This is a genomic window from Wolbachia endosymbiont of Frankliniella intonsa, from assembly GCF_029856955.1.
Taxonomy (GTDB): Bacteria; Pseudomonadota; Alphaproteobacteria; order Rickettsiales; family Anaplasmataceae; genus Wolbachia.
This window is the reverse complement of record NZ_CP097148.1, coordinates 1,267,572-1,293,462: the sequence shown is the minus strand read 5'-3', so window position 1 is coordinate 1,293,462 and position 25,891 is coordinate 1,267,572. Positions and strand designations below refer to the sequence as shown.

General features: G+C 33.9%; 25 protein-coding genes and 3 pseudogenes. 12 read left to right on the top strand and 16 right to left on the bottom strand.

All coding sequences use genetic code 11. The annotated features are described in order from the left end of the window. Positions 1-174 precede the first annotated feature (174 nt). Positions 175-969, top strand: coding sequence for a diaminopimelate epimerase (gene dapF / locus M3L71_RS07235; protein WP_280143518.1), 795 nt, complete (start codon positions 175-177; stop codon positions 967-969). A gap of 6 nt (positions 970-975) precedes the next feature. On the opposite strand, the gene sucD is transcribed toward dapF, so the two are convergent. From sucD to M3L71_RS08615, 4 genes and pseudogenes are all read right to left on the bottom strand, one after another. Further along, positions 976-1,857, bottom strand: a complete 882-nt coding sequence (gene sucD, locus M3L71_RS07230; protein WP_280143517.1) for a succinate--CoA ligase subunit alpha — start codon at positions 1,855-1,857, stop codon at positions 976-978. Between the two features lie 3 nt (positions 1,858-1,860). Beyond that, positions 1,861-3,012 carry an ADP-forming succinate--CoA ligase subunit beta gene (sucC, locus tag M3L71_RS07225; RefSeq protein ID WP_280143516.1) on the bottom strand — a complete coding sequence of 384 codons (1,152 nt, stop codon included), beginning with the start codon at positions 3,010-3,012 and terminating at the stop codon, positions 1,861-1,863. Between the two features lie 30 nt (positions 3,013-3,042). After that, positions 3,043-3,243, bottom strand: coding sequence for a 30S ribosomal protein S21 (gene rpsU, locus M3L71_RS07220; RefSeq protein WP_280143515.1), 201 nt, complete (start codon positions 3,241-3,243; stop codon positions 3,043-3,045). Positions 3,244-3,492: 249 nt separating this feature from the next. Next, positions 3,493-4,447: pseudogene (locus tag M3L71_RS08615) on the bottom strand (IS5 family transposase). Positions 4,448-5,203: 756 nt separating this feature from the next. Here M3L71_RS08615 and M3L71_RS07205 point away from each other — a divergent pair. Continuing rightward, entirely contained in the window at positions 5,204-5,572 is a 369-nt protein-coding gene (locus M3L71_RS07205) for a hypothetical protein (RefSeq protein WP_280143512.1), read from the top strand. 25 nt (positions 5,573-5,597) lie between these two features. On the opposite strand, the gene tmk is transcribed toward M3L71_RS07205, so the two are convergent. Then, on the bottom strand, positions 5,598-6,191 hold the full coding sequence (tmk, locus tag M3L71_RS07200) for a dTMP kinase (protein ID WP_280143511.1): 594 nt from the start codon (positions 6,189-6,191) through the stop codon (positions 5,598-5,600). Between the two features lie 106 nt (positions 6,192-6,297). On the opposite strand from tmk, the gene M3L71_RS07195 reads away from it, so the two are divergent. The 5 genes from M3L71_RS07195 to M3L71_RS07175 all read left to right on the top strand — a co-directional run bounded on the left by M3L71_RS07195 (position 6,298) and on the right by M3L71_RS07175 (position 10,766). Then, positions 6,298-6,870: a thioredoxin family protein gene (locus M3L71_RS07195; protein ID WP_280143510.1), complete on the top strand. Its 573-nt coding sequence runs from the start codon at positions 6,298-6,300 to the stop codon at positions 6,868-6,870. 5 nt (positions 6,871-6,875) lie between these two features. Further along, entirely contained in the window at positions 6,876-8,594 is a 1,719-nt protein-coding gene (locus tag M3L71_RS07190) for a monovalent cation:proton antiporter-2 (CPA2) family protein (protein ID WP_264375200.1), read from the top strand. A gap of 70 nt (positions 8,595-8,664) precedes the next feature. Beyond that, positions 8,665-9,012, top strand: a complete 348-nt coding sequence (locus M3L71_RS07185; RefSeq protein WP_280143264.1) for an IS630 transposase-related protein — start codon at positions 8,665-8,667, stop codon at positions 9,010-9,012. A 10-nt stretch (positions 9,013-9,022) separates the two neighbouring features. Beyond that, positions 9,023-9,586: an IS630 family transposase gene (locus tag M3L71_RS07180; protein ID WP_349292751.1), complete on the top strand. Its 564-nt coding sequence runs from the start codon at positions 9,023-9,025 to the stop codon at positions 9,584-9,586. Between the two features lie 19 nt (positions 9,587-9,605). After that, positions 9,606-10,766 carry an aspartate kinase gene (locus M3L71_RS07175; RefSeq protein ID WP_280143509.1) on the top strand — a complete coding sequence of 387 codons (1,161 nt, stop codon included), beginning with the start codon at positions 9,606-9,608 and terminating at the stop codon, positions 10,764-10,766. A gap of 15 nt (positions 10,767-10,781) precedes the next feature. Here the strand turns inward: M3L71_RS07175 and recF are convergent, their stop codons facing one another. Beyond that, positions 10,782-11,861: a DNA replication/repair protein RecF gene (recF, locus tag M3L71_RS07170; protein ID WP_264336463.1), complete on the bottom strand. Its 1,080-nt coding sequence runs from the start codon at positions 11,859-11,861 to the stop codon at positions 10,782-10,784. A gap of 8 nt (positions 11,862-11,869) precedes the next feature. Then, the gene (gene bcp, locus M3L71_RS07165; RefSeq protein ID WP_010403789.1) at positions 11,870-12,337 is read right to left on the bottom strand and encodes a thioredoxin-dependent thiol peroxidase; all 468 of its coding nucleotides are present in this window, start codon (positions 12,335-12,337) and stop codon (positions 11,870-11,872) included. A 63-nt stretch (positions 12,338-12,400) separates the two neighbouring features. Between bcp and gshB the strand changes: the two genes are divergently transcribed. Continuing rightward, positions 12,401-13,327, top strand: coding sequence for a glutathione synthase (gshB, locus tag M3L71_RS07160; protein ID WP_280143508.1), 927 nt, complete (start codon positions 12,401-12,403; stop codon positions 13,325-13,327). On the opposite strand, the gene M3L71_RS07155 is transcribed toward gshB, so the two are convergent. Next, a complete protein-coding gene (locus M3L71_RS07155) occupies positions 13,312-14,334 on the bottom strand; it encodes a UDP-N-acetylglucosamine--N-acetylmuramyl-(pentapeptide) pyrophosphoryl-undecaprenol N-acetylglucosamine transferase (RefSeq protein WP_280143507.1) in 1,023 nt (340 codons plus the stop codon). The two genes, gshB and M3L71_RS07155, sit on opposite strands and share 16 nt — an antisense overlap. Positions 14,335-14,472: 138 nt before the next feature. After that, a pseudogene (locus M3L71_RS07150) lies at positions 14,473-15,478 on the bottom strand (IS630 family transposase). A 29-nt stretch (positions 15,479-15,507) separates the two neighbouring features. Here M3L71_RS07150 and M3L71_RS07145 point away from each other — a divergent pair. Continuing rightward, the gene (locus M3L71_RS07145) at positions 15,508-15,870 is read left to right on the top strand and encodes a hypothetical protein (protein ID WP_280144177.1); all 363 of its coding nucleotides are present in this window, start codon (positions 15,508-15,510) and stop codon (positions 15,868-15,870) included. Position 15,871: 1 nt separating this feature from the next. Here the strand turns inward: M3L71_RS07145 and lpdA are convergent, their stop codons facing one another. The 6 genes from lpdA to der all read right to left on the bottom strand — a co-directional run bounded on the left by lpdA (position 15,872) and on the right by der (position 21,378). Continuing rightward, positions 15,872-17,257 (bottom strand): dihydrolipoyl dehydrogenase, encoded by a 1,386-nt coding sequence (gene lpdA, locus M3L71_RS07140; RefSeq protein WP_280143506.1) that lies wholly within the window; start codon positions 17,255-17,257, stop codon positions 15,872-15,874. Between the two features lie 676 nt (positions 17,258-17,933). After that, positions 17,934-18,413: a disulfide bond formation protein B gene (locus M3L71_RS07135; RefSeq protein ID WP_280144176.1), complete on the bottom strand. Its 480-nt coding sequence runs from the start codon at positions 18,411-18,413 to the stop codon at positions 17,934-17,936. A 147-nt stretch (positions 18,414-18,560) separates the two neighbouring features. Next, the gene (locus M3L71_RS07130) at positions 18,561-19,073 is read right to left on the bottom strand and encodes an IS630 family transposase (RefSeq protein ID WP_280144175.1); all 513 of its coding nucleotides are present in this window, start codon (positions 19,071-19,073) and stop codon (positions 18,561-18,563) included. Positions 19,074-19,101: 28 nt separating this feature from the next. Beyond that, positions 19,102-19,449 (bottom strand): transposase, encoded by a 348-nt coding sequence (locus tag M3L71_RS07125; RefSeq protein WP_264336399.1) that lies wholly within the window; start codon positions 19,447-19,449, stop codon positions 19,102-19,104. After that, positions 19,439-19,846, bottom strand: coding sequence for a hypothetical protein (locus tag M3L71_RS07120; protein WP_280143505.1), 408 nt, complete (start codon positions 19,844-19,846; stop codon positions 19,439-19,441). The genes M3L71_RS07125 and M3L71_RS07120 overlap by 11 nt, the downstream gene beginning before the upstream one ends. Positions 19,847-20,052: 206 nt before the next feature. After that, positions 20,053-21,378 carry a ribosome biogenesis GTPase Der gene (gene der / locus M3L71_RS07115; protein ID WP_280143504.1) on the bottom strand — a complete coding sequence of 442 codons (1,326 nt, stop codon included), beginning with the start codon at positions 21,376-21,378 and terminating at the stop codon, positions 20,053-20,055. A gap of 63 nt (positions 21,379-21,441) precedes the next feature. Here der and M3L71_RS07110 point away from each other — a divergent pair, with 63 nt between their 5' ends. The 3 genes from M3L71_RS07110 to M3L71_RS07100 all read left to right on the top strand — a co-directional run bounded on the left by M3L71_RS07110 (position 21,442) and on the right by M3L71_RS07100 (position 23,987). Further along, positions 21,442-22,128 carry a hypothetical protein gene (locus tag M3L71_RS07110; protein ID WP_280143503.1) on the top strand — a complete coding sequence of 229 codons (687 nt, stop codon included), beginning with the start codon at positions 21,442-21,444 and terminating at the stop codon, positions 22,126-22,128. Between the two features lie 46 nt (positions 22,129-22,174). Continuing rightward, positions 22,175-22,336, top strand: a complete 162-nt coding sequence (locus M3L71_RS07105) for a hypothetical protein (RefSeq protein ID WP_007302286.1) — start codon at positions 22,175-22,177, stop codon at positions 22,334-22,336. A gap of 124 nt (positions 22,337-22,460) precedes the next feature. After that, positions 22,461-23,987, top strand: coding sequence for an acyl-CoA carboxylase subunit beta (locus M3L71_RS07100; RefSeq protein ID WP_280143502.1), 1,527 nt, complete (start codon positions 22,461-22,463; stop codon positions 23,985-23,987). A gap of 872 nt (positions 23,988-24,859) precedes the next feature. Here the strand turns inward: M3L71_RS07100 and M3L71_RS07095 are convergent. Then, positions 24,860-25,865, bottom strand: a pseudogene (locus M3L71_RS07095) (IS630 family transposase). Positions 25,866-25,891: the final 26 nt, after the last annotated feature.

Genomic DNA, 25,891 nt, shown 5'->3' with positions numbered 1-25,891 from the left:
ATTATATTCTTTGTGTCTCTACGGCACACCGTTTGCTCCCTTTCTAACTCCAGTTTGCCAAAAGAGCATTTTGCTGTTCTCCGGTATTGACTTAGCACTCACATTACAGAAAACTATAGAATACAAAACAGCTGTAATTAGAAGAAAAATTTTCACTTATATAATTTTGCTATAATGGTAAGTAACCTAACAGACAAGATCCCGTTTGTAAAGATGCACGGTACTGGCAATAGTTTTGTTATCATAGACTCACGTTCAGCAAATAATTTAGACTGGAATTATAGACAAATTGCTGATCAAGGCAGTTGTGATCAAGTGATAATTATAACAATGTCTAATGCTGCAAACTGCTTTATGCATATCTACAATGCTGACGGTAGTCGAGCTGAAATGTGTGGAAACGCAGCACGCTGTGTTGGATATTTGATAATGTTAGAAAAAGGTACTGAATATATCACTATTGAGCTGATAAATAATCGTATCTTAGAATGTTTTAAAGTAGGTGATAAATCAATAAAGGTCAATATGGGTAAACCACTGATTAAATGGAATGAAATTCCTCTTTCTTGTGAATGCGATCCCCTTTATCTACCTATAGAGCTTGAAATGCTGAAAGAGCCAGTTGCAGTAAATATTGGTAACCCTCATATAGTTTTTTTTGTTGATAACATAAGCGAAATACCATTGCAGAATTTAGGACCAAAGCTAGAAAATCACGAATTCTTTCCTCAGAAAACAAATGTTAGTATTGCACAAATAGAAAAATCTGGAGAAATAAACTTAAGAGTTTGGGAAAGAGGAACAGGTATTACTGCTTCATGTGGTAGTGCGGCTTGTGCAGCATTTGTTGCATCTACACTTCGTAAGTGTTTGGCTACTAAACAAACTTCAGTACATTTACCAGGAGGTCATTTACTGATTGAGTGGTCAAAAAATATACTGATGACTGGGGATATAGGGTTTTTATGACCTAGGCTAGGCACTGACACTCATTACTTCTAACACCTTTTTACCAATCACAGCAGGGGTTTCTGCAATCGCAATCCCAGCACTGCGCATAACCTCTAACTTTGCACCAGCACTTCCACCGCTGGAAGAGATGATTGCTCCAGCGTGTCCCATACGTCTTCCTGGAGGTGCCGTTTGGCCTGATACAAAACCAACGATTGGCTTTTTAGTTTTTTCTGTTTTCACAAAATGTGATACATCTTCTTCTTCGTTTCCACCTATTTCACCAATAACTACAATACCATGAGTATCGTCATCTTTTAAAAAGAGCTCCATACAGTCAACAAATGTCATACCATGAACTGGATCCCCCCCAATTCCGATACATGTGGATTGACCAAGACCAACAGCGGTTGTTTGTGCTACTGCTTCGTAAGTTAAAGTTCCGGAGCGAGACATAATTCCTATGTGTCCACGCTTATGGATATGGCCAGGCATAATTCCTATTTTGCATTCTTCAGGTGTAATAATTCCCGGGCAGTTGGGACCAATCAATCGACTTTTTGAGCCGATAAGCGCACGCTTAACTTTCACCATATCAAGTATAGGAATGCCCTCTGTAATACAAATTATCAATTCTATTTTTGCATCTATTGCTTCAAGTATTGCAGCAGCAGCAAATTTAGCAGGTACATATATAACTGTAGCATTTGCACCGGTTTTTTCTTTGGCTTCTGCTACAGTATTAAAAACAGGTAAATTAAGGTGAGTGCTACCACCCTTTCCAGGAGTTACACCTCCCACCATTTTCGTTCCGTAATCAATTGCTTGCTCTGAATGAAATGTGCCTTGTGCACCAGTAAAACCCTGGCATATTAATCTTGTATCTTTGTTTACTAAAACGGACATGCTTTATTTTACCTCTTTTACTATCTTTTGCGCAGCATCACCCAGTTCATCTGCAGCAATAATATTTAATCCTGACTCTTCTAAGATTTTTTTTCCTTCTTCAAAATTAGTACCTGATAATCTAACCACTAGAGGAACTTTAATGCTCATTTCTTTTGCAGCCGCAACAATTCCACTTGCGATAATATCGCAACGCATTATACCACCAAATATGTTAACCAGAATTCCTTTTACGTTGCTATCAGACAATATGATTTTAAATGCTTCAGTTACAGTTTCTTTACTCGCTCCACCACCAACATCCAAAAAGTTAGCAGGCTCTACTCCGTAGTATTTTATTATATCCATTGTTGCCATCGCAAGACCTGCACCGTTTACCATGCAACCAATACTGCCATCCATTTTGATGTAACTGAGCCCATACTTTGAAGCCTCTATCTCTTCTTTCACTTCTTCATCATAATCACGAAGTTCCATAATTTCTGGGTGACGATATAAAGCATTGTCATCGAAATTAATTTTCGCATCGAGCGCAATAAAATCTCCAGAATTTGTTTCAACCAGTGGATTAATTTCAATTTGGCTCGCTTCAGTTGCAATAAAGGCATCATATATTTTTTTTGCAATGTTCGATATCTTTTCTATTTGTTCTGGACTCAAATGAAAACTGCTGCTTAACTTGCTGCTATCAAAACTTGTAGCAGAATCAATATCAAATTTCACAATTTTTGCAGGAGAATTTTTTGCCACTTCTTCGATGTCCATTCCACCTTCTGAGGAAAATATGAATATTGGCCTACTGAGCTTCGGGTCGATTACCAGGCTTAAATAATACTCTTTCTTAATGCTTGAGCCTTCTTCAACGTACACTTTTCTTACTTGCTGCCCGCTTGGCCCTGTTTGATGAGTAACTAAAGTCATACCAATCATGTTCTTTACAAACTGTTGAACTTCTTCAACTGACTTTGCTAGCTTTACACCACCAGCCTTACCCCTACCACCTGCATGAATCTGAGCTTTAACCACAAACACGTCAGATTTTAGTTGATTTATTTGAGTTTCTACTCCTTCTGCAGATGTAGCAACAAAACCCTTTGGTACCGGGACATTAAACTTGTGTAAAATTTCCTTTGCTTGATATTCATGAATATTCATAAGATAACTAATTATTAGCCTTAGTAAAAACTACCAACCATAACGCTGTCTTCTGCATTCTTGCTGATACCTCTTTTTCCTTGCTTCAGCTTTTTTTTTAGCTGTTTTCTCTGATTTCTTTTCGTGATATTTTTTCTTCATTTTGACGCCTCTTCCTTCCTTTTGAATTATTTTTCTCAACACTGGAAGAGCTCTATCTACATCACCATAATGGACTGATACTTCAATCAAACTCTATACCTCCTTCGGTAATCACTTCAAAATCCATTTATAAATTAGAAAATTAACATTGTCAATTATTTTATAAACTTGAGCGATAGAATATGATATGCAGTGATTTATATGAAAAAAGCTTCATTCTGCTGTCAATCATTTACTTGCTGATAAAAATTGCTCTTAGGTTACAGTGCTCTTGTAATTTTTCTAATCTCGGAGGGCTTTGTTGCATAGCTCCTGATAGGGCAGGTAGGTACAGTAAATTCATGCAGCTAATTCGAACTTAGCCATACCTATATCAGTGAATTTATTAAGCAAATAGCACTTAATTAGTAGTTCTTTTTCACGATTTATTTCAGATTTATTCTTGAGACTAAACCCAAACGTTTTTTCAACCTATAGAAAAAACATTCAACAAAGGATCTTAGTCCATATTTTGTTTCTTGTGTCCATTTCTTTATACCGTTCTCATAGTTTTCACATAATTTAATCACATTAATGTTGCTATTTCTTTCTAATTGATAATCAATTTTCTCATAGATTTTCGCACCTTTTATTGGTCGAATGATTGGTTTTATATTATGTCCTTTACGCACTTTATACATACTAGCTTTATCATAAGCTGCATCTGCGCGAACAGATGAAATATTATATTTATCTACTGTTCCCTTTAACATATCGCATGATAATCAAGTGTAGTACCATTAGTGCACTTCATATCTATAACTTTTTTATTATTTATACTTAAAATAATATGTAACTTTCTTACTTGATCATATCCATTATATTTTCTTACTTTTGCATTTTCTTTATTACGTTGATGGGTGTTGTTATAGATACAAATACTGGTGCTATCTATAGCTATTTCAATGTTTTCCATACCATTTTTATCAATTCTACAATCATCAATTTTCAAGTTAAGCTTTTTGAATCTTCTAGAAGCTTGAGTATAGCTAATGACTTTGAGGTCTTTTCCCATTTGCTCTATACAACCTTTTACGAAACCAACTGCTTGTCTTAAGCCAATCCTAAAAAAATGGACTACTATATGTATCAAAATTACAACTTTATCACTATAAATGTTATTGCCACCTGCAACTTTTGGACTATTTTCATACCAATTTTCTATGGCTTGATTAACAAAATGAAAAACATTTCCTCTTTTTTGAAGAAATTTGTTATATTCGTAGCAGTTACTGACCTTCATTTTGACTGGCATATTGGTGGTTAAATACCTGTTTTATAATGATTTCTGTCAGTAACTTCGAGTTTTTTTACTTGAGCCATCCAACAAAGCCATTTCGGATAGAAGAATCACTTGACAAACTTCACCAGCCTCTTATCATACCAATAAGAGTATTTATCCTTGTTTTTGACCTGCAGGCTCAATCACAAAATTCAGTAAAAAACTCAGATATTTATTGGCAAATTACACAAAAATTATAGCGGCTGCATGTCTTTTAAATTTTTTCTACATTCAGCCAAATCGCGCTTGTTAGCACATTATCAATTTAAATTATCAAAACTCGCTATTCGGGACTTCTTTTACCTTTTTTCTATTTGGTTGGATGATTTTATAAATTAATTAAAATATTCATAATATTGATTTCTTATCACAACAATGCTATTATTAAGCTAATATTACTTTTAGTGAGGTATGAGAAATGGTTGATGTGGCTTTTATTGGCGTAAATACGGTTATTGATAACGGATACAGAAGAAAAATAAACTCGTTATGTCAGGGTTATTTTTAGCTGTATCAGCAGCAACTGCTGTATGGTTTATCTTTCCTGGATCGCAAAATGTACTTGCTCCATTCTTGCTTCCAGCTATATTCCTTCTCTTGACTCTGTCTATGGGATATTATACGTTTCTTTTTGGTTGTGAGAAAAAATCTGTAGTAGAAAATGTTCTAGGTATGGTTGAACCTGCTGAGTCAGTTAAGAGAGTGCGTTGCCAAGACTAGATCGAATCTTTGCTAGCAAAAACAAGAGATATCACAAAAAATAAGTTTTGTAACATACTGATTAATCTTTGTTTTGAGGATCGTATCAAATCGCACAAACTTGCTTTATACGTAAAAGACATTGATGATATTGCATCTTTAATAAAGAATGAGGATCTTTTAAGTCACTTTGATCAATTTTTTACCATAACTGAAGTAAGCAATAAGAATAGTAGAAATGAGCTAATTAATCGCGCAAGAATATATAGAACAATAAGTGAAAAACCTAAAAATGAAATACAAAGTTTTTTAGCTAATCAAAAAGAGAGTCTTTCGTATGAAATAACGTCACCTAAAATTGATAATTTTTTACCACAGGTTAATGCAGTAACTGTTTAGGTTAGCAAAAGTTCAATACGTATAGCTAAGTCTTTGCAATATCAATAATTTCATTGTGTACATGATTATCACTTTTTTTTTCAATTCCAGTAATAACATTACATCTATTAGATTCTTTTATAGCTATTTCTTGAAATCCTTTTCGAATTTTATGATAGAAATCAATGCTCATTTCTTCATACTTATTTTTATCCTTTGCTCTGCTGAGTCCGACTTGAACATCAATATCTAAAATAAATGTGATATCTGGATATTTAATTTCCACTAATTTGTGTAAGTCTCTTATTAGACTCAAGTCAACACCTAGTCCATACCCTTGATACGCAATAGTTGAATCGATAAATCGATCACAAATAACTGTCTTTCCCTCTTTAATAGCTGGCAATATTAATTTTTTCATATGTTCGCGCCTCATCGAGATAAGCAGCAAGAGTTCAGAAATAGGATCAATATTATCCTTAAGTAGTAATCCTCTTATTTTTTCTGCAAAATCAGTACCACCTGGTTCTCTAGTCAATACGACATTATTTTCACCGTGAATTTGCTTGAAATAATTTGCAAGTAACTCAGACTGTGTTGTTTTACCAGAACCATCTATTCCTTCGAAGGTTATGAACATAAATTTTATAATTACAATGCTAAATGCAAACAGTGTACATAGAAACCATTTGACATTTAAGCAATAAGATCATAAATTATACACGGTATACAATTCTCTATGAGCTATGGTTGCGCTAGACACTCCTAAGATAGATTTAGACTTTACTGCAAAGAATTTCAATCTCTTGGGAGTGGATAACAAATATTATACATTAAGTGACTGCTATGGGGAAAATGGTCTTATTGTAATGTTTATATGCAATCACTGTCCTTACGTTCAATCAATTATTAGCAATCTAGTAAGCGATGTTAATTTGTTGAAAAAAGATTATCAGGCAAACACCGTTGCAATCATGCCAAATGATGTGAATAAGTACCCAGAAGACTCCTTTGAAAACATGATTAATTTTGCCGAGAAAAATAAGTTTACATTTCCATATTTAATTGACATTAACCAAGAAGTAGCTAAAGATTATGGTGCTGTTTGTACCCCTGATCTCTTTGGGTTTAACGCTGATTTAAAACTTCGTTATCGTGGACGTTTTAACAATGCAAAAAAAGAGAAAGTTCAAAATTATGAAATAGGAAGTAGTGATTTATTTCAAGCGATGAAATTTATTGCAAAAACTAGCAATCCTCCAATTGACCAAAAATCAAGTATTGGTTGCTCAATCAAGTGGTCTAATTCTACAGGGTAAATATCATGCACAGTGGCTCTCAGCATTTGTTTGATATTATAATCTTACTTTCCGCTGCTGTGTTTATAGTAATAGCGTTTTGGAAAATGAATATTAGTCCAGTGCTTGGTTACTTTGTTGCAGGTGCATTGATTGGTTCTCATGGATTTAATCTGATACATTCAGCTGAAGTAATGGATAACTTCGCAGAATTTGGAGTAGTTTTCCTGTTGTTTATTATAGGTCTTGAATTGACATTTGAACGCCTCATCGCCATGCGTAGGCATGTGTTTGGGTTTGGTTCTCTCCAAGTTATAGTTACTATGATAGCAATATGGTGCATTGCTCTCGCCTTTGGAGTGAGCATAAACATGGCAGCAGTTATTGGTGGTGGGCTTGCACTATCTTCAACAGCAATAGTGTTGCAGGTTCTGCAAGAAAAGGGTTCTCAAGCAAGCCAAGTTGGTAGATTGTCGATAGCAGTGCTACTAATGCAAGACTTTGCAGTGGTACCTCTGATAGTACTAGTGCCTCTGCTTACTGGCAATTCTGAACACAGCTTAATAAGCTCGTTGGCAGGCTCATTAGTACAAGCAGCTATTGCATTGGTGTTGATATTTGTAACTGGTAGGTTATTACTGAGGCCATTGTTTTCGGTTATTGCCAAAATGGAGAGTAATGAAATCTTTATATCAACAACACTTCTGATAATATTAGGATCAGCATTTATTACTGAACAATTTCATTTATCAATGGCATTAGGTGCATTTGTTGCTGGGTTACTAGTTGCAGAAACAGAACACAGGAATTCGGTAGAACATGCAGTATTGCCATTTAAAGACTTATTTCTTGGTTTATTCTTTATGACTGTTGGCATGTCTATTGATATTGACCTTTTACTCAATAAGTTACCACTCGTTACTTTATTATCAATTATCCTTATCGTTTTAAAGACGTCCATTATATATACATTGTGTAGATTTTTTGGATTTAGAAGTGCACCTGCAATACAAGCTGGATTACTGCTTGCACAAGGTGGTGAATTTGCATTTATTTTATTCCGTTTAGCAGATGAATTAGATGTACTATCAAGTGAAATCGCTCAAGTGCTTATGATGGTAACTACAGTAACTATGGCTTTTACTCCTCTTTTATCGGGAATTGGAGACTGGATAGCAAATTCATTTAGCACTGAAAAAATAATACTAGACGATGAAGCAATCGAAACAGACACACAAGATCTTTATAACCACGTAATAGTTGCCGGGTTTGGTAGAGTGGGATATATGGTAACGAAAATGCTTACTGCAGAGCATTTAAGTTATGTTGTTGTAGATATTCAATCAAAAATAGTGAAAGAAGGAAAAAATGACAGTTTCCCTATATATCTTGGAGATGCTACAAGATATGAAATTTTAAAATCAGTAGGAATAGAAAGAGCTCAAGCTCTTGTGGTTTCAATAAAGAACGAAGTCACTATAAAGAAAATAGTTTCTCTAGTTGCAACAAACTTCCCGCATGTAAATATTATAATACGTTTACCAGATTTGAATAATGTGGAGGTTTATAAAGATCTAGGGGCTAGTAAAATTATTCCCGAGACGTCTGAGATTGGATTGCAGCTAGGTGGAGCAGCATTAAGCTTAAGTGGAATTAGCGAAAGCGGAGTTACATCTTTAAAAGGTAAATTTAGAAAAGGCAACTACAGTATGTTAAAAGACCTTGGTAGTGATAAAGATGAATAATCCTCTATCACTTTAATTATAGTATTTCCCAAAGCAAATGATAAAGGTATAATAAAGTATTTGAGTTATAATGGCATATAGTGTGGATTTAAGGGAAAAGGCAGTATTGATGATAGAAAAAGGGAAGACAAAGGTTGAGATAGCAGAGCTCATGGAGATAGGAATAGCAACTCTGTACCGCTGGTTAAAAAAGAAAGCTGATGGTGAAAGCTTAAAGCCATCTAAAAACGGTAGCTTTATTCGAAAAATAGACCCAAAAATACTCGAAGAATATGTTACAAAGAATCCAGATCATACTCTGGCAGAGATGAAACAAAATCTTGGATTTGGAATAAATTCAATTTGGTATAGACTAAAACAGCTAAAAATTACTTTAAAAAAAAGTCACACTATATCAAGAGCGCAATCAAGAAGATAGGCAGCAATTTATTGATAAAATCTCAAAAATAGAACATTCCAGCATCTTATATATAGATGAAGCAGGAGTTGATAATAAGTTATACCGAGAATATGGACGTGCTCCAAGAGGAAAGAAAATTTATGCAGATATTCCAGGGAGAACTCGAGAGAGAATCAGTATAGTAGCCGGGTGGATTGGAATGAGATTTATTGCACCAATGACTTTCAAAGGTGGGTGTGAAAAAGAGGTATTCAATATATTGTTGGAGAAGATGTTATTACCTAAATTGCCACTTGGCACAACCATAGTTATGGATAATGCTACATTTCATAAGACCACTAAAACAAAATCATTAATAGAGTCTTTTGGCTTTCATGTGCTGTATCTTCCAACATATTCACCAGATTTGAATCCCATAGAACACTGTTGGCATACCATCAAAAGCCGCCTCAGACCTCTAATGTATAAATGTACAGACTTACAACTTTTGGTTGGTAATACCATAATGGAAATTTATCCATTCATTTTAGAAAATACTATAGTGACCAGAAAAACACATTTAATTAAGCAACTATACTCTCTAGAAAGGTGAAATTGACCTTATTGTAACTATGAACAAAATAATAATAAAAAAATTTGGTGGTACTTCGCTAACTGACTTAAATCGAGTTGCAAATCTAATAAAAAACGATATTGAAAAAGGTTATAATGTAATTGCTGTTGTATCTGCTGCTGCAGGATTCACTGACCAAATGGCTTTTCAAGCCAGGCAAATTTCAAATTTAAATTGTAGACAAGAGTTATCAGAGTATGATGTCCTGCTTTCAGCAGGAGAACAAATCTCTTGCGGGTTATTAGCTATCACTCTTCTGTCTGTTGGAGTTAATGCTAAATCATGGCTCGCCTGGCAGTTACCAATTGTAACGGATAATTTTTATTCTGAGTCTAAAATAAAAAAGATAAAAATTGACCATGTAAAAAGATCTTTTGCTGAGGGTTATACTGCTGCAATCATTGCTGGTTTTCAGGGTATACACGATGATAGAATCACTACTTTTGGTAGAGGAGGATCTGATATCTCAGCAATTGCCTTTGCTGTAGTCTTTGGTATTAGGACTTGTGAAATTTTTACTGATATTGACGGAATATATACAGCAGACCCAAAAATTGTTCCAAGGGCACGCAAGCTTAAATCTATCTCTTACAATGAAATATTGGAGATGTCGTCATCTGGTGCTAAAATATTGCATAATCGTTCAGTACAACTTGCAATGAAGCATAATATTAAGGTGCAGGTGTTATCCACTTTTGAGGAAGTAGAAGGCACTACAGTACTACACGAAAAAGATGTACTGGAAAGATACTTAATTACTGGAATAACTTATAGCACTCACGAAGCTCTTGTAACTTTTACTAACTTTGCAAATACTTTGGATACTTTAAGAGATATAGCAGGAGCAAACGTTAAAATTGACATGACACATGGGTCAAGCTTTTTGATTTCTAAATTTGATGTTGATTTAATGACAAAGTTATTGAACAAAAATGAAAATTATGTCGTAAACAATAATATAGCTAAAATTTCAATAATTGGTATTGGTGTTATGTCTAACACTGAAGTGATGTACCGCACACTCAAGGTTTTAAGCGAAAAAAAGATAGAAATACTTGCTGTCACAATGTCCGAAATCAAGATCAGTATAGTTGTTCAAAAAAAACACGCTGAGGCTTTAATTAGAGATTTACATACCGAATATGAGCTTGATGTATGACAGCACGCTTGAAATTTATTTACTTGATAATTCAAAAAACTTGAAAGAGCAAAGATAGTTATTGAAATTATCTTGATTTACATCGGTTATCCAAGTTTGACATTGAATACTTAACACCTCCTCCATTAACACCTTTCTGTAATCTTTATCCAGATGCGACATTATATCGTCAAGCAGAAGAAGAGGTGCTTTATTGTAATGAATACACCTTGCTTTTACACTAGATAAGATGATAGAAAGCAGTAATAGCTTTTGCTCTCCAGTAGAACAAAGATTTATTGGCATGTCCCCTTTTTGGCAAAAAACCCAAAAATTATCATTATGTACAGAAAAGGTTACTCTACCAGTTAATGAGTCTTTTTCTCTGTTTTCCTTTAGACGATTCTGAAAATATTCTGCAGTATCGTCCAAAGTTAGCTGGCTGCTGAATTTCAAACTTGCCTTCGGAAAAAGCTTACAGGAATGGTTATCAATTGTGTCTTGTAATATCTTTAAAACAGATGATCGCATACGTAAAATATCAATTGCATTGGTAGCCATGACGTTTTCAAGACTAGAGAGCCAACTTTCGTCCAAAATATTCTCTCTAAGCAATTTACTTCGCTCATGCTTAGCTTTTCTATATTTCATGTAGCAATAGGTGTAATTTTCTTCAAATAGTGAAACTATACGGTCTAAAAATTTTAACCTGTCGCTTGGAGAATTAAGAAGAATATAGTCCATTTGTGGAATTAGCCATATTACATTAGATATTCTATACAAAGATGAGTAGCTTGACTGCGTTTTCCCATCAATTTGTATTAATTTCTTATTAAGATTCTTTCCTATACCAATTGAGTTAAGCTCTGCTCCATTGAAAAAATCATAATACACTACCCAACTTTCATTACTGCGCCTATTTTGCATCTCATTGATTTTTGCTTTTTTCATTCCGTTGCTTTTAGCAAGCAATGAGATTGCTTCAAGTATATTAGTTTTTCCAATACCATTTTTGCCAGTTACTACAACTGGTCTATCATCTAAATCCAGTTCAAAGTTTGAATGACTACGAAAGTTATATAATTTAAGTTTTTTTATATAGCAATGGGTAGTCATTCTTTAATTTATATTCTCCTTACTTCTTCTAGAACCTCATCAACATGTCCACTAACTTTTACGTTTTTCCAGATCTTCACTACTTTACCTTTTTTATCTATTAAAAAAGTAGTGCGCTCTATTCCCATATACTTTTTGCCAAACATGCTTTTTTCTACCCAAACACCATATTTTTCCAACATTTCAGCATTTTCATCAGAAACTAAAGAAAATGGCAAAGAATATTTTGCTTTGAAGTTAGCGTGGCACTTAACGCTATCTTTTGATACACCAATTATCACTGTGTCAAGAGAAGAGAAATTTTCTATTTTGTCTCTAAAGCCTTTTGCCTCCATTGTACAGCCCGGAGTATCGTCTTTAGGATAAAAATAAAGGACTACATTTTTTTTATCAAAAAATTCACTCAGCGATAAAATTTCGCCAGAATCTGTTGGTAAACTAAAATCAGGTGCATTATTTCCTACTGTTAATTCCATACTTTGCTCCATTATTAACACTTTTATGGTACTATAGTATATTGTAATAGGAAGGGAGGATAAATGAAAGTAGCTTTTCAAATGGATGAAAATATAAATTTTGAAACTGATACTACATTTGTATTAATAAAAGAAGCGCAGAGGAGAAAGTACGAAATTTTTGTTTATGTACCTAATAATTTAGCACTCAAGTTAAATCAGCCAATTGCCCTTGCTCAGAAAGTCAGCGTTGATGATTGTAGCTTCGTTTCAAAAGAGGATGTAGTAATCAACCTAAATGAAATGGATATCATACTTATCAGGCAGGACCCACCTTTTGATATGCGGTACATTACAACAACCTATATCTTAGAAAAGACTACTGCGTTAGTAATAAATAATCCAACAGAAATAAGAAACTGTCCTGAAAAATTAATTACTTCACTATTTCTAGAGCTAATTCCTCCAACTTTGATCACTGAAAATATATCGATGATTAGAAATTTTTGTCACGACTATCAAGATATCATCTTGAAACCACTATATAGCTATGGAGGAAATGACGTAATAAGAATACAAGACCAAAATAGCATTCAAGTGGTAGTAGATCTCATGATTGCAAAATATGAATGTCCTGTAATTGCACAAGCATTTTGTAAAAAGATAAATACAGATAAAAGAATACTGCTACTGGATGGAAAGCCAATAGGAGTAATGAAGCGAGTTCCAAAGTCTAGCGGAGAAATCAGAACAAATATGAGGCTTGGAGCAAGTTTTGAATCTATTGAAATGAATGATAGAGACACTGAAATATGTAATAAAATCGGTCCTGAGCTAAAGAAAAGAGGGCTAATATTTGTTGGTATTGATATTATAGATGACTTCCTTCTTGAAATTAACACAACTTCGCCTACGGGAGTAGTTTATATCAACAAGTTGTATAGTAAACCACTAGAAAAAGAACTATGGGATGCATTTGAAGAAAAAGCAATTCGTCAACTAAGTTCTTGAGCTATTGCCTTAATAAATTCAGTAACTCCATTCCTTATTATTGTTTTCTTAGTATTATTAGCCATATCACGCAATTTTTGACAATTTTGCAATAAATCAACTAGCAACTCTCCTAGATTCTTTTTCCCGTTACTATTTTGCTCAAACATTACAGCTGCTCCCGAATCTTCAATATGTTTTGCATTATAAAATTGATGGTTATCTTTTGAGTGAGGATAAGGAATATATACAACAGGACGCTCAGCAAGAGTAATCTCTGCTATTGAAGTTGCCCCCGCTCTGCTAATTACCAAATGAGCATTGGCCAGTTTATTTTCCATATCATCGAAAAACTCACTTAACTCACAATCAATTCCTTCACTTTTGTATAGACTCTTGACCTTGTTTATATTTTTCTTCGTACATTGCTGCGTTACTCTAATCCTCTCTTTTACTTCAACAGGTAGATCACAAATTACGCTACTCACTACATCATCAAAAAAATTTGCACCCTGACTGCCTGCTATTATTAACACGTTTAAAACTGTTTCAGCTCTAGAATAGCCTTGTGCTTCTATATCGACAAAATTTCCTGTAAAAACGCATTTACTACCTTCTGCATACTTAGTCTCTGGAAAGCTAGTTGCAATTAATTTTGCACTCTTGAAAAAGAATCTATTTACTCTCCCTAAAACTATATTTTGTTCATGTAAAATTATAGGTATAGAAAAAATCTTTGCTGCAAAAAGAGTTGGAAAAGAAGCGTAGCTACCAAAACCAATGATTAGCTTTGGTTTTAATTTTCTTGTTTGATACAGTGCTAATACACAACTATACATTAACAAAAAGAGAAATTTCAATTTGTTGCCGCTTGGCTTGCACAATGGTAAAATATAACTTTCTACACTGATGGTTTTTTGATCCGTAAATAATATACAATTGTATCCTTGTACCTTTAGTGCCCTTGCTAAGGTTATAGCTGGAAAAATGTGTCCACCTGTACCGCCTGTTGCTATAATAATAGTCATCTGTAAGTAGTAATTTGATAATATATTGTTAATTATTTTTTAATACTTTGCATGTAAAATTTTATCAAGCTTTATGATAGTTGAGTTAAAAATGCCTAAAAGTAGTGACAGTAAAAAAGACTCTAATACCAAAATCCATTACTGACGGAACAAATAAGAAACATTACAAACTCGTTTAATAGTAGTACTGGAAATATTGACAATAAAATTACACAAAACATCTTCAAGTAAACCTATGGTATCGTAGATACTATTGCGTAAAGTATTGTATTTGATATATTGCCACAACCTTTCAACAGGATTCAGTTCCGGTGAATAAGGAGGCAAGTATATGATGGTAATGTTTTCCTGAATTTTCAAACTTTTTGATCTATGCCAACTTGCACAATCCATTACAAGAAAGGCTTCTTTCGTGCCTAAATCTTTCGACATCTGCTCCAGAAATATATTCATACAATCAGTGTTTACATATGGAGCAAATAGGCTAATTTTCTTACCACTTCTTGGATTTACCGCACTTTAGATATAGAAATTTTGTCTACCAATTTTCATTTTAACCTGCGTTCTGACCCCTTTTTAAACCATCCGTGTCCGATTTTTGAATGAGTCCCAAATCGTGATTCATCAAAAAAAACACCTCCCTTTTAGGGTGGAAATTGACTATTTTATTGAAGTATCTTTTAAACTCTTCTTGCTTGTTTTTATCTTGTTTATGGTGCATTGGCCTCGGTGTTATGTAAGAAAATTTCATCCTTTGTATCTCACGGTGCACTGTTGATTTGCTGATGTTTAGGGCAAATTCCTCTGAGATTTTTATTTGTACTTCCTTAATAGTAATATTTGGATTTCTTTCTACCCATATTTCAATTTGCTCACGTTGATTTTTGTTTAATTTGCTTTTTCTTCTCCGCTGAAACGGGGCAAATAATATTTCTACTCTACCAAATTTTAGATGCTTTATCCATTCAGTCAAAGCAGTCCTTGAAATTTTACATATTCTTGCCACAGCGCTTATACTACTTTCTTTTCCTGCTATCACCGCTTGTAACTTTTTTGAAACATATGCGTTATTTCTTACCTTTTTTAACATTTCTTTCGCTAAATTTACAACTCTTTCGTCTAATAGTTTTGACCTTAATGCCATTTATACCTCGCTATTTCACTTACTCTAGTATGACTTTTTCCCCATTATTCTCTATCTGTTCTTTCTATAGCGGGAATTGGTATAACGTAAAAAATAAGCCTCAAGAGCAAAGCAGAAGCGGAGGTTTGCTAAAAAACATAATAAAAGCTCTTTTTAACTCAGTTGTTGATCTACCTCAGCAAGAACAACTCAATAAAAATATTGATAGACAACAAGCTTTAGACAGTAAAAGAAAAAGCCCAGAGGATCTTAATCAGGAAAAAAAGCTTGAAGTGAAAGAAGCAGCTGAAGGGTTAAAAGAAAAGTTAGAAAAATCTGATATTGGTAATCAATCTATTAGAATTGAATCGCCTAATCAGGATAATTGTAGCTCTAAAACAATGGATCGTTAGCTTAACTATTTAACGATTCATCATCTGCAGCAAGTACTGATTCGTGTATAATTTCCGAAATAGTTGGATGAGGAAAAATCGTAGATTTTATGTCGCAGTCTATTCCCTCTAGTTGCTTTGCAAGAGAGAAATTGCTAATTAACTCTGTTACTTCCGCTCCTATCATGTGAGCTCCAAGAAGTTCGCCTGTTTTTTTGTCTATAATTGTTTTCACTAAACCTTCAGTTTCACTTAGTGCAATAGATTTACCATTAAAGTTGGAGTGAAATTTTCCTACTTTTATATCGTATCCACTTTTTATTGCCTGTTCCTCAGTAAGGCCAACGCTTGCTACTTGCGGATGAGAGTAAGTGCAATTTGGTATGCACTCTTTTTTTAACTTATGAGCATTTTTACCGGCAATTTTCTCAACACAGATTACAGCTTCATGACTTGCTTTATGCGCTAAACATGGGGGACCAGCTACATCACCTATTGCATACACACTTGATTCACTTGTTTCATACCACTCATTCGTTTCAATGAAACCAGAAGGACTCAACTTAATTTTTGTATTTTCTAAACCTATATTTTCAGTGTTTGCTTGAACGCCAACTGCAACAATTACTCTATCGAATTCTTTATTATCACCACTACTTAGCTGCACTTGAACAGAGTCTTTATTTTTAGTGAAAGTTTTTACACTATTGCTCGTATATATTTTTATTACTTGTTTTGTAAATATCTCTTGTACTAAATTTGAAATGTCTTTATCTTCCAGCGGCAAAATAGTGTCTTTTACTTCTATAATTGTTACATCAACCCCCAAAGTACTATAAAAACTTGCAAATTCTATTCCTATCGCACCAGAACCTATGATTAGTAGAGATTTTGGTAACTTCTTTGGAGTCATAGCGTGCTGCGCATTCCATATTAAATCTCCATCTACTTCGATTCCAGGAAGATTTCTTGCCCTTACACCTGTTGCTAAAATGATATGCTTAGAAGAAATTTCCTCCTCCTTCTTATCATTAAGAATTTTTACAACATAGTTACCTGCAAGTTTACCAAAGCCTTGATGAACTTTGATGTTATTTTTTTTCATCAAATACTCAACACCACTTGATAGCTTATCAACAACGTTCCTTGAATATTTCACTATTGATTGTATATCAAAACTTGTATCCTTTACTTTTATGCCAAATTCTTCTGATCTTCTTATTAATCTATAAACTTCAGACGCTCTAAGTAGCGATTTTGTTGGTATACATCCCCAATTTAAGCATATACCACCCAAATTTTCCTCCTTTTCAACAATTGCAGTTTTAAGTCCAAGCTGCGCCGCTCTAATTGCTGCTATATAACCACCAGGACCGCTGCCTATAACTGTAATATCATACTCATTCATCAGCTTTCTTCGTATTCAAAAAGATTATATATAACAGATGGAAACCGTATAATCAATGCTAAGGTACATAGAAGCGACTTGACAAACCTTACCACTTTTCTTCTTATATCAATAAGAGTATTTATCCTTATTTTTAATCTCCGCGGGTTTAAAAACAAAACTCAGATATTTATTGGCAGATTACATAAAAATTATAGCGGCTGCATGTTTTTTAAATTTTTTCTACTTCAGCCAAAACACGCTTGTTAGCACATTATCAATTTACATTATTAAAACTCACTATATAGGGATTCTTTTGCCTTTTTTTACTTAGTAAATTTATTATATTTATAGCTAAAGCTTCAGGCCAGCACTTGATGCTGAAATCTTTACTACAAATAAGCATATTGAGCACAAAATTATTCTAAAATACAACGTTTTGGTGAGACTATGGACAAACTGAATCCCAGTATCTGGGCACTGGGATGACAAGAAATAGGCTGCTTTCATAACAATGAAAGGTTATTTGGATGATAGCTGCACTTCCAGTTTCAGCTACTCGGATGACAAGAAAGATGACACTGGCATGCTGAACCATAATGTTCGTACAGGTGTGCAAGAATCAGTGGGTGTGACTTGCCAAATTTTTAAATTACGGACAGCACCAAGTAACGCACAAGTACAGCGTCTATACCAGTTACTGTTGTACCTTATTTCTTTCTCCACAATACATTTTACCTGATAAGAATAGAGCTACTATAAGGTAAATAAGATTCCATGTTGCTAAGGAAATACCAAAAATATAATGAGGCCTGTCACAAGATGGAGAGTAATTAGGGTTTAATAGATTATTTCTTAGCTCTTCTATGCTAGCGTTGCCACTTGCTTGCTCTGTACAGCCTAAAACATCATGAAATAAGTGAAGTTCAAGACCTATATGATAAAAAGATATTACTGCACCAATGAGATAGCTGCAAAACATCGCATAGATTAGGATTTTGTTGTCTTTGAACATGTACGCAACTGCAAGTAGCCCTGTAACATAGTAAACTACTCGCTCGTATATGCATAACTTGCATGTTAGCATATTGAAGAAATACTCCAGCACATATGCAAAAATTAAAGCGACAGCGCTTGATAATAGAAAAATTATAGAACTGTTATTTACATCTGACATAGTTAATGAATTACTACAATATCTGTGAAGAGTCAACTCTTGTTTGACAACGTTTCATGTAACGATAGAACACTAAGTACTATGTTACTACTTTTACACCTCTATACATATGCTCGCCGTTGTATATTGGTTCAGTAATCAGCCCTTTCATATCAGTTGCAACTCTATAGTATTTTCTAAAATGAATGGATAAATTTCCATTATGGTATTACCAACCAAAAGTTGTAAGTCTGTACATTTATACATTAGAGGTCTGAGGCGGCTTTTGATGGTATGCCAACAGTGTTCTATGGGATTCAAATCTGGTGAATATGTTGGAAGATACAGCACATGAAAGCCAAAAGACTCTATTAATGATTTTGTTTTAGTGGTCTTATGAAATGTAGCATTATCCATAACTATGGTTGTGCCAAGTGGCAATTTAGGTAATAACATCTTCTCCAACAATATATTGAATACCTCTTTTTCACACCCACCTTTGAAAGTCATTGGTGCAATAAATCTCATTCCAATCCACCCGGCTACTATACTGATTCTCTCTCGAGTTCTCCCTGGAACATCTGCATAAATTTTCTTTCCTCTTGGAGCACGTCCATATTCTCGGTATAACTTATTATCAACTCCTGCTTCATCTATATATAAGATGCTGGAATGTTCTATTTTTGAGATTTTATCAATAAATTGCTGCCTATCTTCTTGATTGCGCTCTTGATATAGTGTGACTTTTTTTTAAAGTAATTTTTAGCTGTTTTAGTCTATACCAAATTGAATTTATTCCAAATCCAAGATTTTGTTTCATCTCTGCCAGAGTATGATCTGGATTCTTTGTAACATATTCTTCGAGTATTTTTGGGTCTATTTTTCGAATAAAGCTACCGTTTTTAGATGGCTTTAAGCTTTCACCAGCAGCTTTCTTTTTTAACCAGCGGTACAGAGTTGCTATTCCTATCTCCATGAGCTCTGCTATCTCAACCTTTGTCTTCCCTTTTTCTATCATCAATACTGCCTTTTCCCTTAAATCCACACTATATGCCATTATAACTCAAATACTTTGTTATACCTTTATCATTTGCTTTGGGAAATACTATAGATATAAGAAGAACGTCATTAGAAAGAGTGAAATATACTATCTCTTCCATGATTTTGTAAATCTCATGTTCTGATAACTTAAACAAAGGATAATCTTTTTGAAACTCATTCTTTACTTCATTGTAAATTTCCATAATTTTTACTCTACCAGCATCGCTTAGAGCAATGATAGCATTTTCAATACTTGCTATACCATCATAGTCATAACCTTTTCTGTCATTTTCAGCAACCAAAAAGCCCTGCCTAGCATGAATCTCAACGACTTTCTTGTCTTCTTTAGGTGAGATATCAAAATCAAAATAGATCATAGGAGATTTCAATATCAACAACATAAATATACGCATGCTGTCTATCTCAACACCAAAATTTTACTTTCTGGAATAGAGTATAGATCTCTAAAATATTGAGATACAGTGTATAAAGGACATTTAGATAGTTCTGTTTTCTTATTTGGTTGCAAGTGAAAGCTAAATCCATACTCTCCTAAATCCAGCTCATTAAAGTCTATAAGCTCTATATTTTTGTCTAGATTAAAAGGAAGCAAGATTACCTACTTTACATAGGGATTTTTGTTCTTTTTCAAAAGTAATCTGACTGGTACGCCTTCAACAAAGAAGTTTTTTCTAAGACCATTAGTCAAATAACGTTTATAACTCTCATCAACACTTTCCGGGACGTTGCATACCAAAGAAAAAGCTGGAGGTTTGGTGCCAATTTGAGCAATATACTTCATTTTAATTGCTCTACCTTTTATAAGTGGGTGAGAATGTTTTTCCACAGCATCTATTAGCCAATTATTCAGTTTTGCAGTGCTGATCTTCTTGTTTAAGGATTCACTCACTTCAAGACACTTATCTATCACATCACCACAGCGCATACCTTTCAATGCAGAAATTGTTACAGTTGGCACTTCCAAAAATAACCGAGTCACTTCCTGTTGTTTGACAAATTTTATTAACTTACTTCTGTCATCCTTACCTATTAAATCCCACTTATTTAAAACAATGATAATTCCCTTCCCCCCTTTAATTGCAGCTTCAGCAATTGATAAATCCTGCTGCTCAACGCCAAGCAAGGAATCTAGCATTAAAATCACTACATGAGAGCGCTTTATTGACTCTATACTTTTTTCAACAAATCTTGATTCTAAGTTATCAACAACATTTGCCTTTCTGCGGATTCCCGCAGTATCGATGAGAGTGATTAATTTCCCATTATGGTCGTATGAAATATCCACAGAGTCACGCGTGGTACCGGGTTCTGAGCTTACTATTAGTCTATTTTCTGCAAGTAAACTGTTTAAAAAAGTTGATTTTCCAACGTTTGGGCGACCGATGATTGCAATCCTCAGTCTAAAGGACTCACTTTCAGGCAGCTCAGTGCCTTCGCTAAGACCTTCAATAACACTAGCTAATGCATCATAAAGATCAATCATACCAAGATTATGTTCGGCTGAGATGTACACCGGACCTATGAAGTTGAAGAACTGCAAATAATCAACGTTTTCCGATTTATTACTTTCGCATTTGTTTGCTATTAGTATTACAGGTTTGTTCGTTTTTCTCTTCAGCCACTTTGCAAACTCTTTGTTCTGCTCGTTTTGCACTTTTGCATCAACAAGAAAAAAAATTACATCTGCGCTTAATAAAGAAAACTCTATTTGTTCAATAACTTGTAGTGAAAAACTAGTTTGGTCATTCCATCCTCCTGTATCTATAACTTTAAACTCTAAATCACTAATTCTTCCAATTCCTTCACGCCTATCTCTCGTTACTCCTGGAATGTCACTAACTACCGCTGCTTTTCTTCTTACTAGCCTATTAAATAGAGTTGACTTGCCTGCATTTGGAAGGCCTATTATGACTATTTTCAGCATAGTTTAAGAGCATGTTTTGTACATAATAGATTATAATCAAAATTTTTCATTTTAACTATTGACTTGATAGATTATATACCTATACTAAAATTAGGATATTTTATCTTAAGTTTATTATGTAGAATTGGAGGCGCTATGCATAATGCAAATGAAACTTTAATAATGAATTTCGATCAAGTTGCTCAATTAACTCCTCAAATTTATAAATTAGGGACACCTTATAACAACAGGACACGTATATATAACTATATAACTTTAGCTAAAGCATTGGAGAACCTCAATGATCCATCCCGGTCACATGCAAATAAGGAGCTTTTTTTGAGTGACAATGATGAAGAAACTAAGAAATTTCTGAGTGTAATTCGAAAAGGAATTGCTGAATATACAGGTAATGATTCTGTAGATGTGAGGTTGAGAGGAAAAGAAGATAAATCATTTATTGCATGGGTATCGTTAAAAGAAGGCAGAGGTGAGTTAAAATTTGATAACTCATTTCCTGGTAAAGCCTTAAAGGATAGTAATCCAAAAATTGGAGCTTTTACATTGGTATCTCCAGAAGATAAAAGGTTGGTGCGTGTTTCACAAAGTGATGATGGTGTAAGGCTTTATCAAACACTAAATGAGTCTTGTATAATTAAATTTAACTGGAAAGTGGGTGATAGAGATTGCAGTATTGCTTTAAATATTAGTGGAAATGGTAACGTATTTTGTACTGATTTAAGTGATAATATAAGTCCTGAGGACTTCTAGGAAAACAAAGCTGTAAAAATAAATTGGCTATTATGAGAATAAGAAGATGGATAAATATAATGACATGACTCTAGCAAAATTGGTCTCATTGGCTTCAAACTTACAAGGAATTGAAAGAGAAGTTATAACAATTAATCCATCAACAGGTGTAACAAGTGCAAGTGCACAGAATGTTAGTGAGTCTCAGCATTCTCAAAATATTAAATAGAAATTGCTAGCGCATTAATTATCGTACACATACACCGTTGCATGCAGCAACGGTGTATGTGTATAATCAATAGGATTTGTAAGCTCAATAAAGTTTACAACCAATTTGAAAGTTATTTTACTACATGCAAGACTCTAAAATACTAGAAACTCTAAAGATCAAAACATTAGAAGCCGAAAAAGGAGGAGGTCATGATAGAGTTAAGAAGCAACATGAAAAAGGAAAGCTAACCGCTAGAGAAAGGCTGAGTATATTGCTCGATGAAAATTCATTTCAAGAGTATGATAAGTTTGTGAAGCATCACGCAAATGATTTTGGCATGCAAAATGCTGATTTTTTAGGTGATGGAGTTGTAATTGGCCATGGTACTATTTATGGCAGAAAAGTTTTTGTTTATTCTCAGGATTTCACTGTCTTTGGTGGATCACTTGGTGCATCACATGCAAAAAAAATATGCAAAATTATGTATATGGCAATTAATGCCAGGATTCCAATTATCGGACTAAACGATTCTGGTGGAGCCAGAATCCAAGAAGGAGTAAATTCCCTTGCTGGTTACGGAGAAATTTTTCAAAGGAATGTAAATGCATCAGGCGTTATACCACAAATCTCTCTAATCATGGGCCCATGTGCTGGCGGTGCAGTTTACTCTCCAGCACTAACTGACTTTACTTTCATGGTAAAAAATAGCTCATACATGTTTATAACCGGACCAGATGTAGTGAAAAAGGTTACCTATGAAGATGTAAGCTTAGAAGACCTCGGTGGAGCAAAAATTCATACAAGCAAAACAGGAGTAGCAGATTTTGCATTCAATAACGACGTTGAAATGTTGCTAGAAATGCGTGAATTCTTTACCTTTTTGCCAGCAAACAATCAAGAGTTGCCAAAACCTGTAACAATCTGTGACTTAATTGATGATGTTGATGAATCTTTGAACACTCTAGTTCCTAGTAATCCTAATACTCCTTATGATATGTATGAACTCATTGAAAAGGTGTGTGATGAAAGGAAATTTTTTGAACTAAAACCCGATTTTGCCCGTAACATCATAATTGGCTTTGGCAGAATTGGAGGAAATACTATTGGTGTTGTTGCAAATCAACCTATGCACCTTGCAGGATGCTTGGATATTGACTCTTCAAGAAAAGCTGCGAGGTTTGTAAGATTTTGTGACGCATTTAACATTCCCATCATCACACTTATTGATGTTCCAGGTTTCCTGCCAGGTACAAATCAAGAATACAATAATATAATACAACACGGAGCGAAACTGCTTTACGCTTATGCTGAAGCGACCGTGCCGAAAATTAGCCTTATCACTAGAAAAGCGTATGGTGGTGCATATATTGTTATGAACTCAAAGCATTTAAAAGGTGATATAAATTATGCTTGGCCAACCGCTGAGATAGCTGTAATGGGCCCTGAAAGTGCAGTTGAAATTATATTTAGGCATGAAAAAGACCAGCAAACATTAATCAAAGAATATAAAGAGAAATTTGCTAATCCATTTTTTGCTGCATCACATGGATACATTGATGACATTATAGTGCCAAGTAAAACAAGGCATCACTTTCACAAAGCATTAGAGCTACTTAAAAACAAGAAAGTAGAAAGGATATGGAAGAAGCATGATAATCTTCCTTTGTAACTTTCCTCTCAGTCTTTATTGTAAGTTCTACAGTGCCGTCATACCAAGACTAGCGCTTGGATTACCAATAACGCTAACTTTTGGGTTCTTTTTTCTACAATATATTCTTACTTTAGATAAAAATTACTTCCGCACATTTTAAATCTGATTATAATTACAATTAGAGATACTTTTAGAGCTCAAAAATCTATCTTTGTCTGCAGATCTTTTTTATTAAACTCATAAAAAATGTAGCGTATCCTCTTTAGCGTATGTGAGTGCATACACACATCCTTAATTTATGTCGTATGTGCACTGCATTTTTTTCTAATCTTTTTTTTTCACAGGGGGATTTTATGTTCAGAATTCTAGATACTTGACCTTTACTTTAGCTAATAAAAACCAACTGGTACCTGCGGTTTTTATAGCTTCAAAATTTCAATCAAAATTCAACTATCATTCAAAGAAACTTATAGTTATTCTTAGTGTTATTACTATAGTAACAGCGCTATGATGATAAGAATATGGAATCCTTTATAACTTTCTTCTCAGTCTTTATTATAAGGTGTTCAATAATATGGGAAGAGTAAAGTTTTAAAGAGATAATTAAAATTATCCTTATCACCTACTTCGCAATAAATTATATTTGCTTAATCGTAATTACTTACACTTCTTCAATGTCCTGTTTTATTTATGGCAAACATTAAGCTTAAAAATGTACACAGTCTATTAAATTATATTATTTGTTTTTTCCTTATATACATTAAGTATATGCATTCTGCTATTGCTTTAGATAACTCTTCATCACATTTAAAAAACTTACCTGATTTTTTACCTTTTAGAAAACCTTTTGATAATATAGAAAAAATTATTAGAACTGATACCAAAATCCATTACTGACGGAACAAATAAGAAACATTACAAACTCGTTTAATAGTAGTACTGGAAATATTGACAATAAAATTACACAAAACATCTTCAAGTAAACCTATGGTATCGTAGATACTATTGCGTAAAGTATTGTATTTGATATATTGCCACAACCTTTCAACAGGATTCAGTTCCGGTGAATAAGGAGGCAAGTATATGATGGTAATGTTTTCCTGAATTTTCAAACTTTTTGATCTATGCCAACTTGCACAATCCATTACAAGAAAGGCTTCTTTCGTGCCTAAATCTTTCGACATCTGCTCCAGAAATATATTCATACAATCAGTGTTTACATATGGAGCAAGTAGGCTAATTTTCTTACCACTTCTTGGATTTACCGCACTTTAGATATAGAAATTTTGTCTACCAATTTTCATTTTAACCTGCGTTCTGACCCCTTTTTAAACCATCTGTGTGCGATTTTTGAATGAGTCCCAAATCGTGATTCATCAAAAAACACACCTCCCTTTTAGGGTGGAAATTGACTATTTTATTGAAGTATCTTTTAAACTCTTCTTGCTTGTTTTTATCTTGTTTATGGTGCATTGGCCTCGGTGTTATGTAAGAAAATTTCATCCTTTGTATCTCACGGTGCACTGTTGATTTGCTGATGTTTAGGGCAAATTCCTCTGAGATTTTTATTTGTACTTCCTTAATAGTAATATTTGGATTTCTTTCTACCCATATTTCAATTTGCTCACGTTGATTTTTGTTTAATTTGCTTTTTCTTCTCCGCTGAAACGGGGCAAATAATTTTTCTACTCTACCAAATTTTAGATGCTTTATCCATTCAGTCAAAGCAGTCCTTGAAATTTTACATATTCTTGCCACAGCGCTTATACTACTTTCTTTTCCTGCTATCACCGCTTGTAACTTTTTTGAAACATATGCGTTATTTCTTACCTTTTTTAACATTTCTTTCGCTAAATTTACAACTCTTTCGTCTAATAGTTTTGACCTTAATGCCATTTATACCTCGCTATTTCACTTACTCT

Coding starts and splice junctions, on each gene's coding strand:
- dapF (WP_280143518.1), top strand. CDS start 175: ATGGTAAGTAACCTAACAGACAAGATCCCGTTTGTAAAGATGCACGGT.
- sucD (WP_280143517.1), bottom strand. CDS start 1,857: ATGTCCGTTTTAGTAAACAAAGATACAAGATTAATATGCCAGGGTTTT.
- sucC (WP_280143516.1), bottom strand. CDS start 3,012: ATGAATATTCATGAATATCAAGCAAAGGAAATTTTACACAAGTTTAAT.
- tmk (WP_280143511.1), bottom strand. CDS start 6,191: ATGTTCATAACCTTCGAAGGAATAGATGGTTCTGGTAAAACAACACAG.
- M3L71_RS07195 (WP_280143510.1), top strand. CDS start 6,298: ATGGTTGCGCTAGACACTCCTAAGATAGATTTAGACTTTACTGCAAAG.
- M3L71_RS07190 (WP_264375200.1), top strand. CDS start 6,876: ATGCACAGTGGCTCTCAGCATTTGTTTGATATTATAATCTTACTTTCC.
- M3L71_RS07185 (WP_280143264.1), top strand. CDS start 8,665: ATGGCATATAGTGTGGATTTAAGGGAAAAGGCAGTATTGATGATAGAA.
- M3L71_RS07175 (WP_280143509.1), top strand. CDS start 9,606: ATGAACAAAATAATAATAAAAAAATTTGGTGGTACTTCGCTAACTGAC.
- recF (WP_264336463.1), bottom strand. CDS start 11,861: ATGACTACCCATTGCTATATAAAAAAACTTAAATTATATAACTTTCGT.
- bcp (WP_010403789.1), bottom strand. CDS start 12,337: ATGGAATTAACAGTAGGAAATAATGCACCTGATTTTAGTTTACCAACA.
- gshB (WP_280143508.1), top strand. CDS start 12,401: ATGAAAGTAGCTTTTCAAATGGATGAAAATATAAATTTTGAAACTGAT.
- M3L71_RS07155 (WP_280143507.1), bottom strand. CDS start 14,334: ATGACTATTATTATAGCAACAGGCGGTACAGGTGGACACATTTTTCCA.
- M3L71_RS07145 (WP_280144177.1), top strand. CDS start 15,508: ATGACTTTTTCCCCATTATTCTCTATCTGTTCTTTCTATAGCGGGAAT.
- lpdA (WP_280143506.1), bottom strand. CDS start 17,257: ATGAATGAGTATGATATTACAGTTATAGGCAGCGGTCCTGGTGGTTAT.
- M3L71_RS07135 (WP_280144176.1), bottom strand. CDS start 18,413: ATGTCAGATGTAAATAACAGTTCTATAATTTTTCTATTATCAAGCGCT.
- M3L71_RS07125 (WP_264336399.1), bottom strand. CDS start 19,449: ATGGCATATAGTGTGGATTTAAGGGAAAAGGCAGTATTGATGATAGAA.
- M3L71_RS07120 (WP_280143505.1), bottom strand. CDS start 19,846: ATGCGTATATTTATGTTGTTGATATTGAAATCTCCTATGATCTATTTT.
- der (WP_280143504.1), bottom strand. CDS start 21,378: ATGCTGAAAATAGTCATAATAGGCCTTCCAAATGCAGGCAAGTCAACT.
- M3L71_RS07105 (WP_007302286.1), top strand. CDS start 22,175: ATGGATAAATATAATGACATGACTCTAGCAAAATTGGTCTCATTGGCT.
- M3L71_RS07100 (WP_280143502.1), top strand. CDS start 22,461: ATGCAAGACTCTAAAATACTAGAAACTCTAAAGATCAAAACATTAGAA.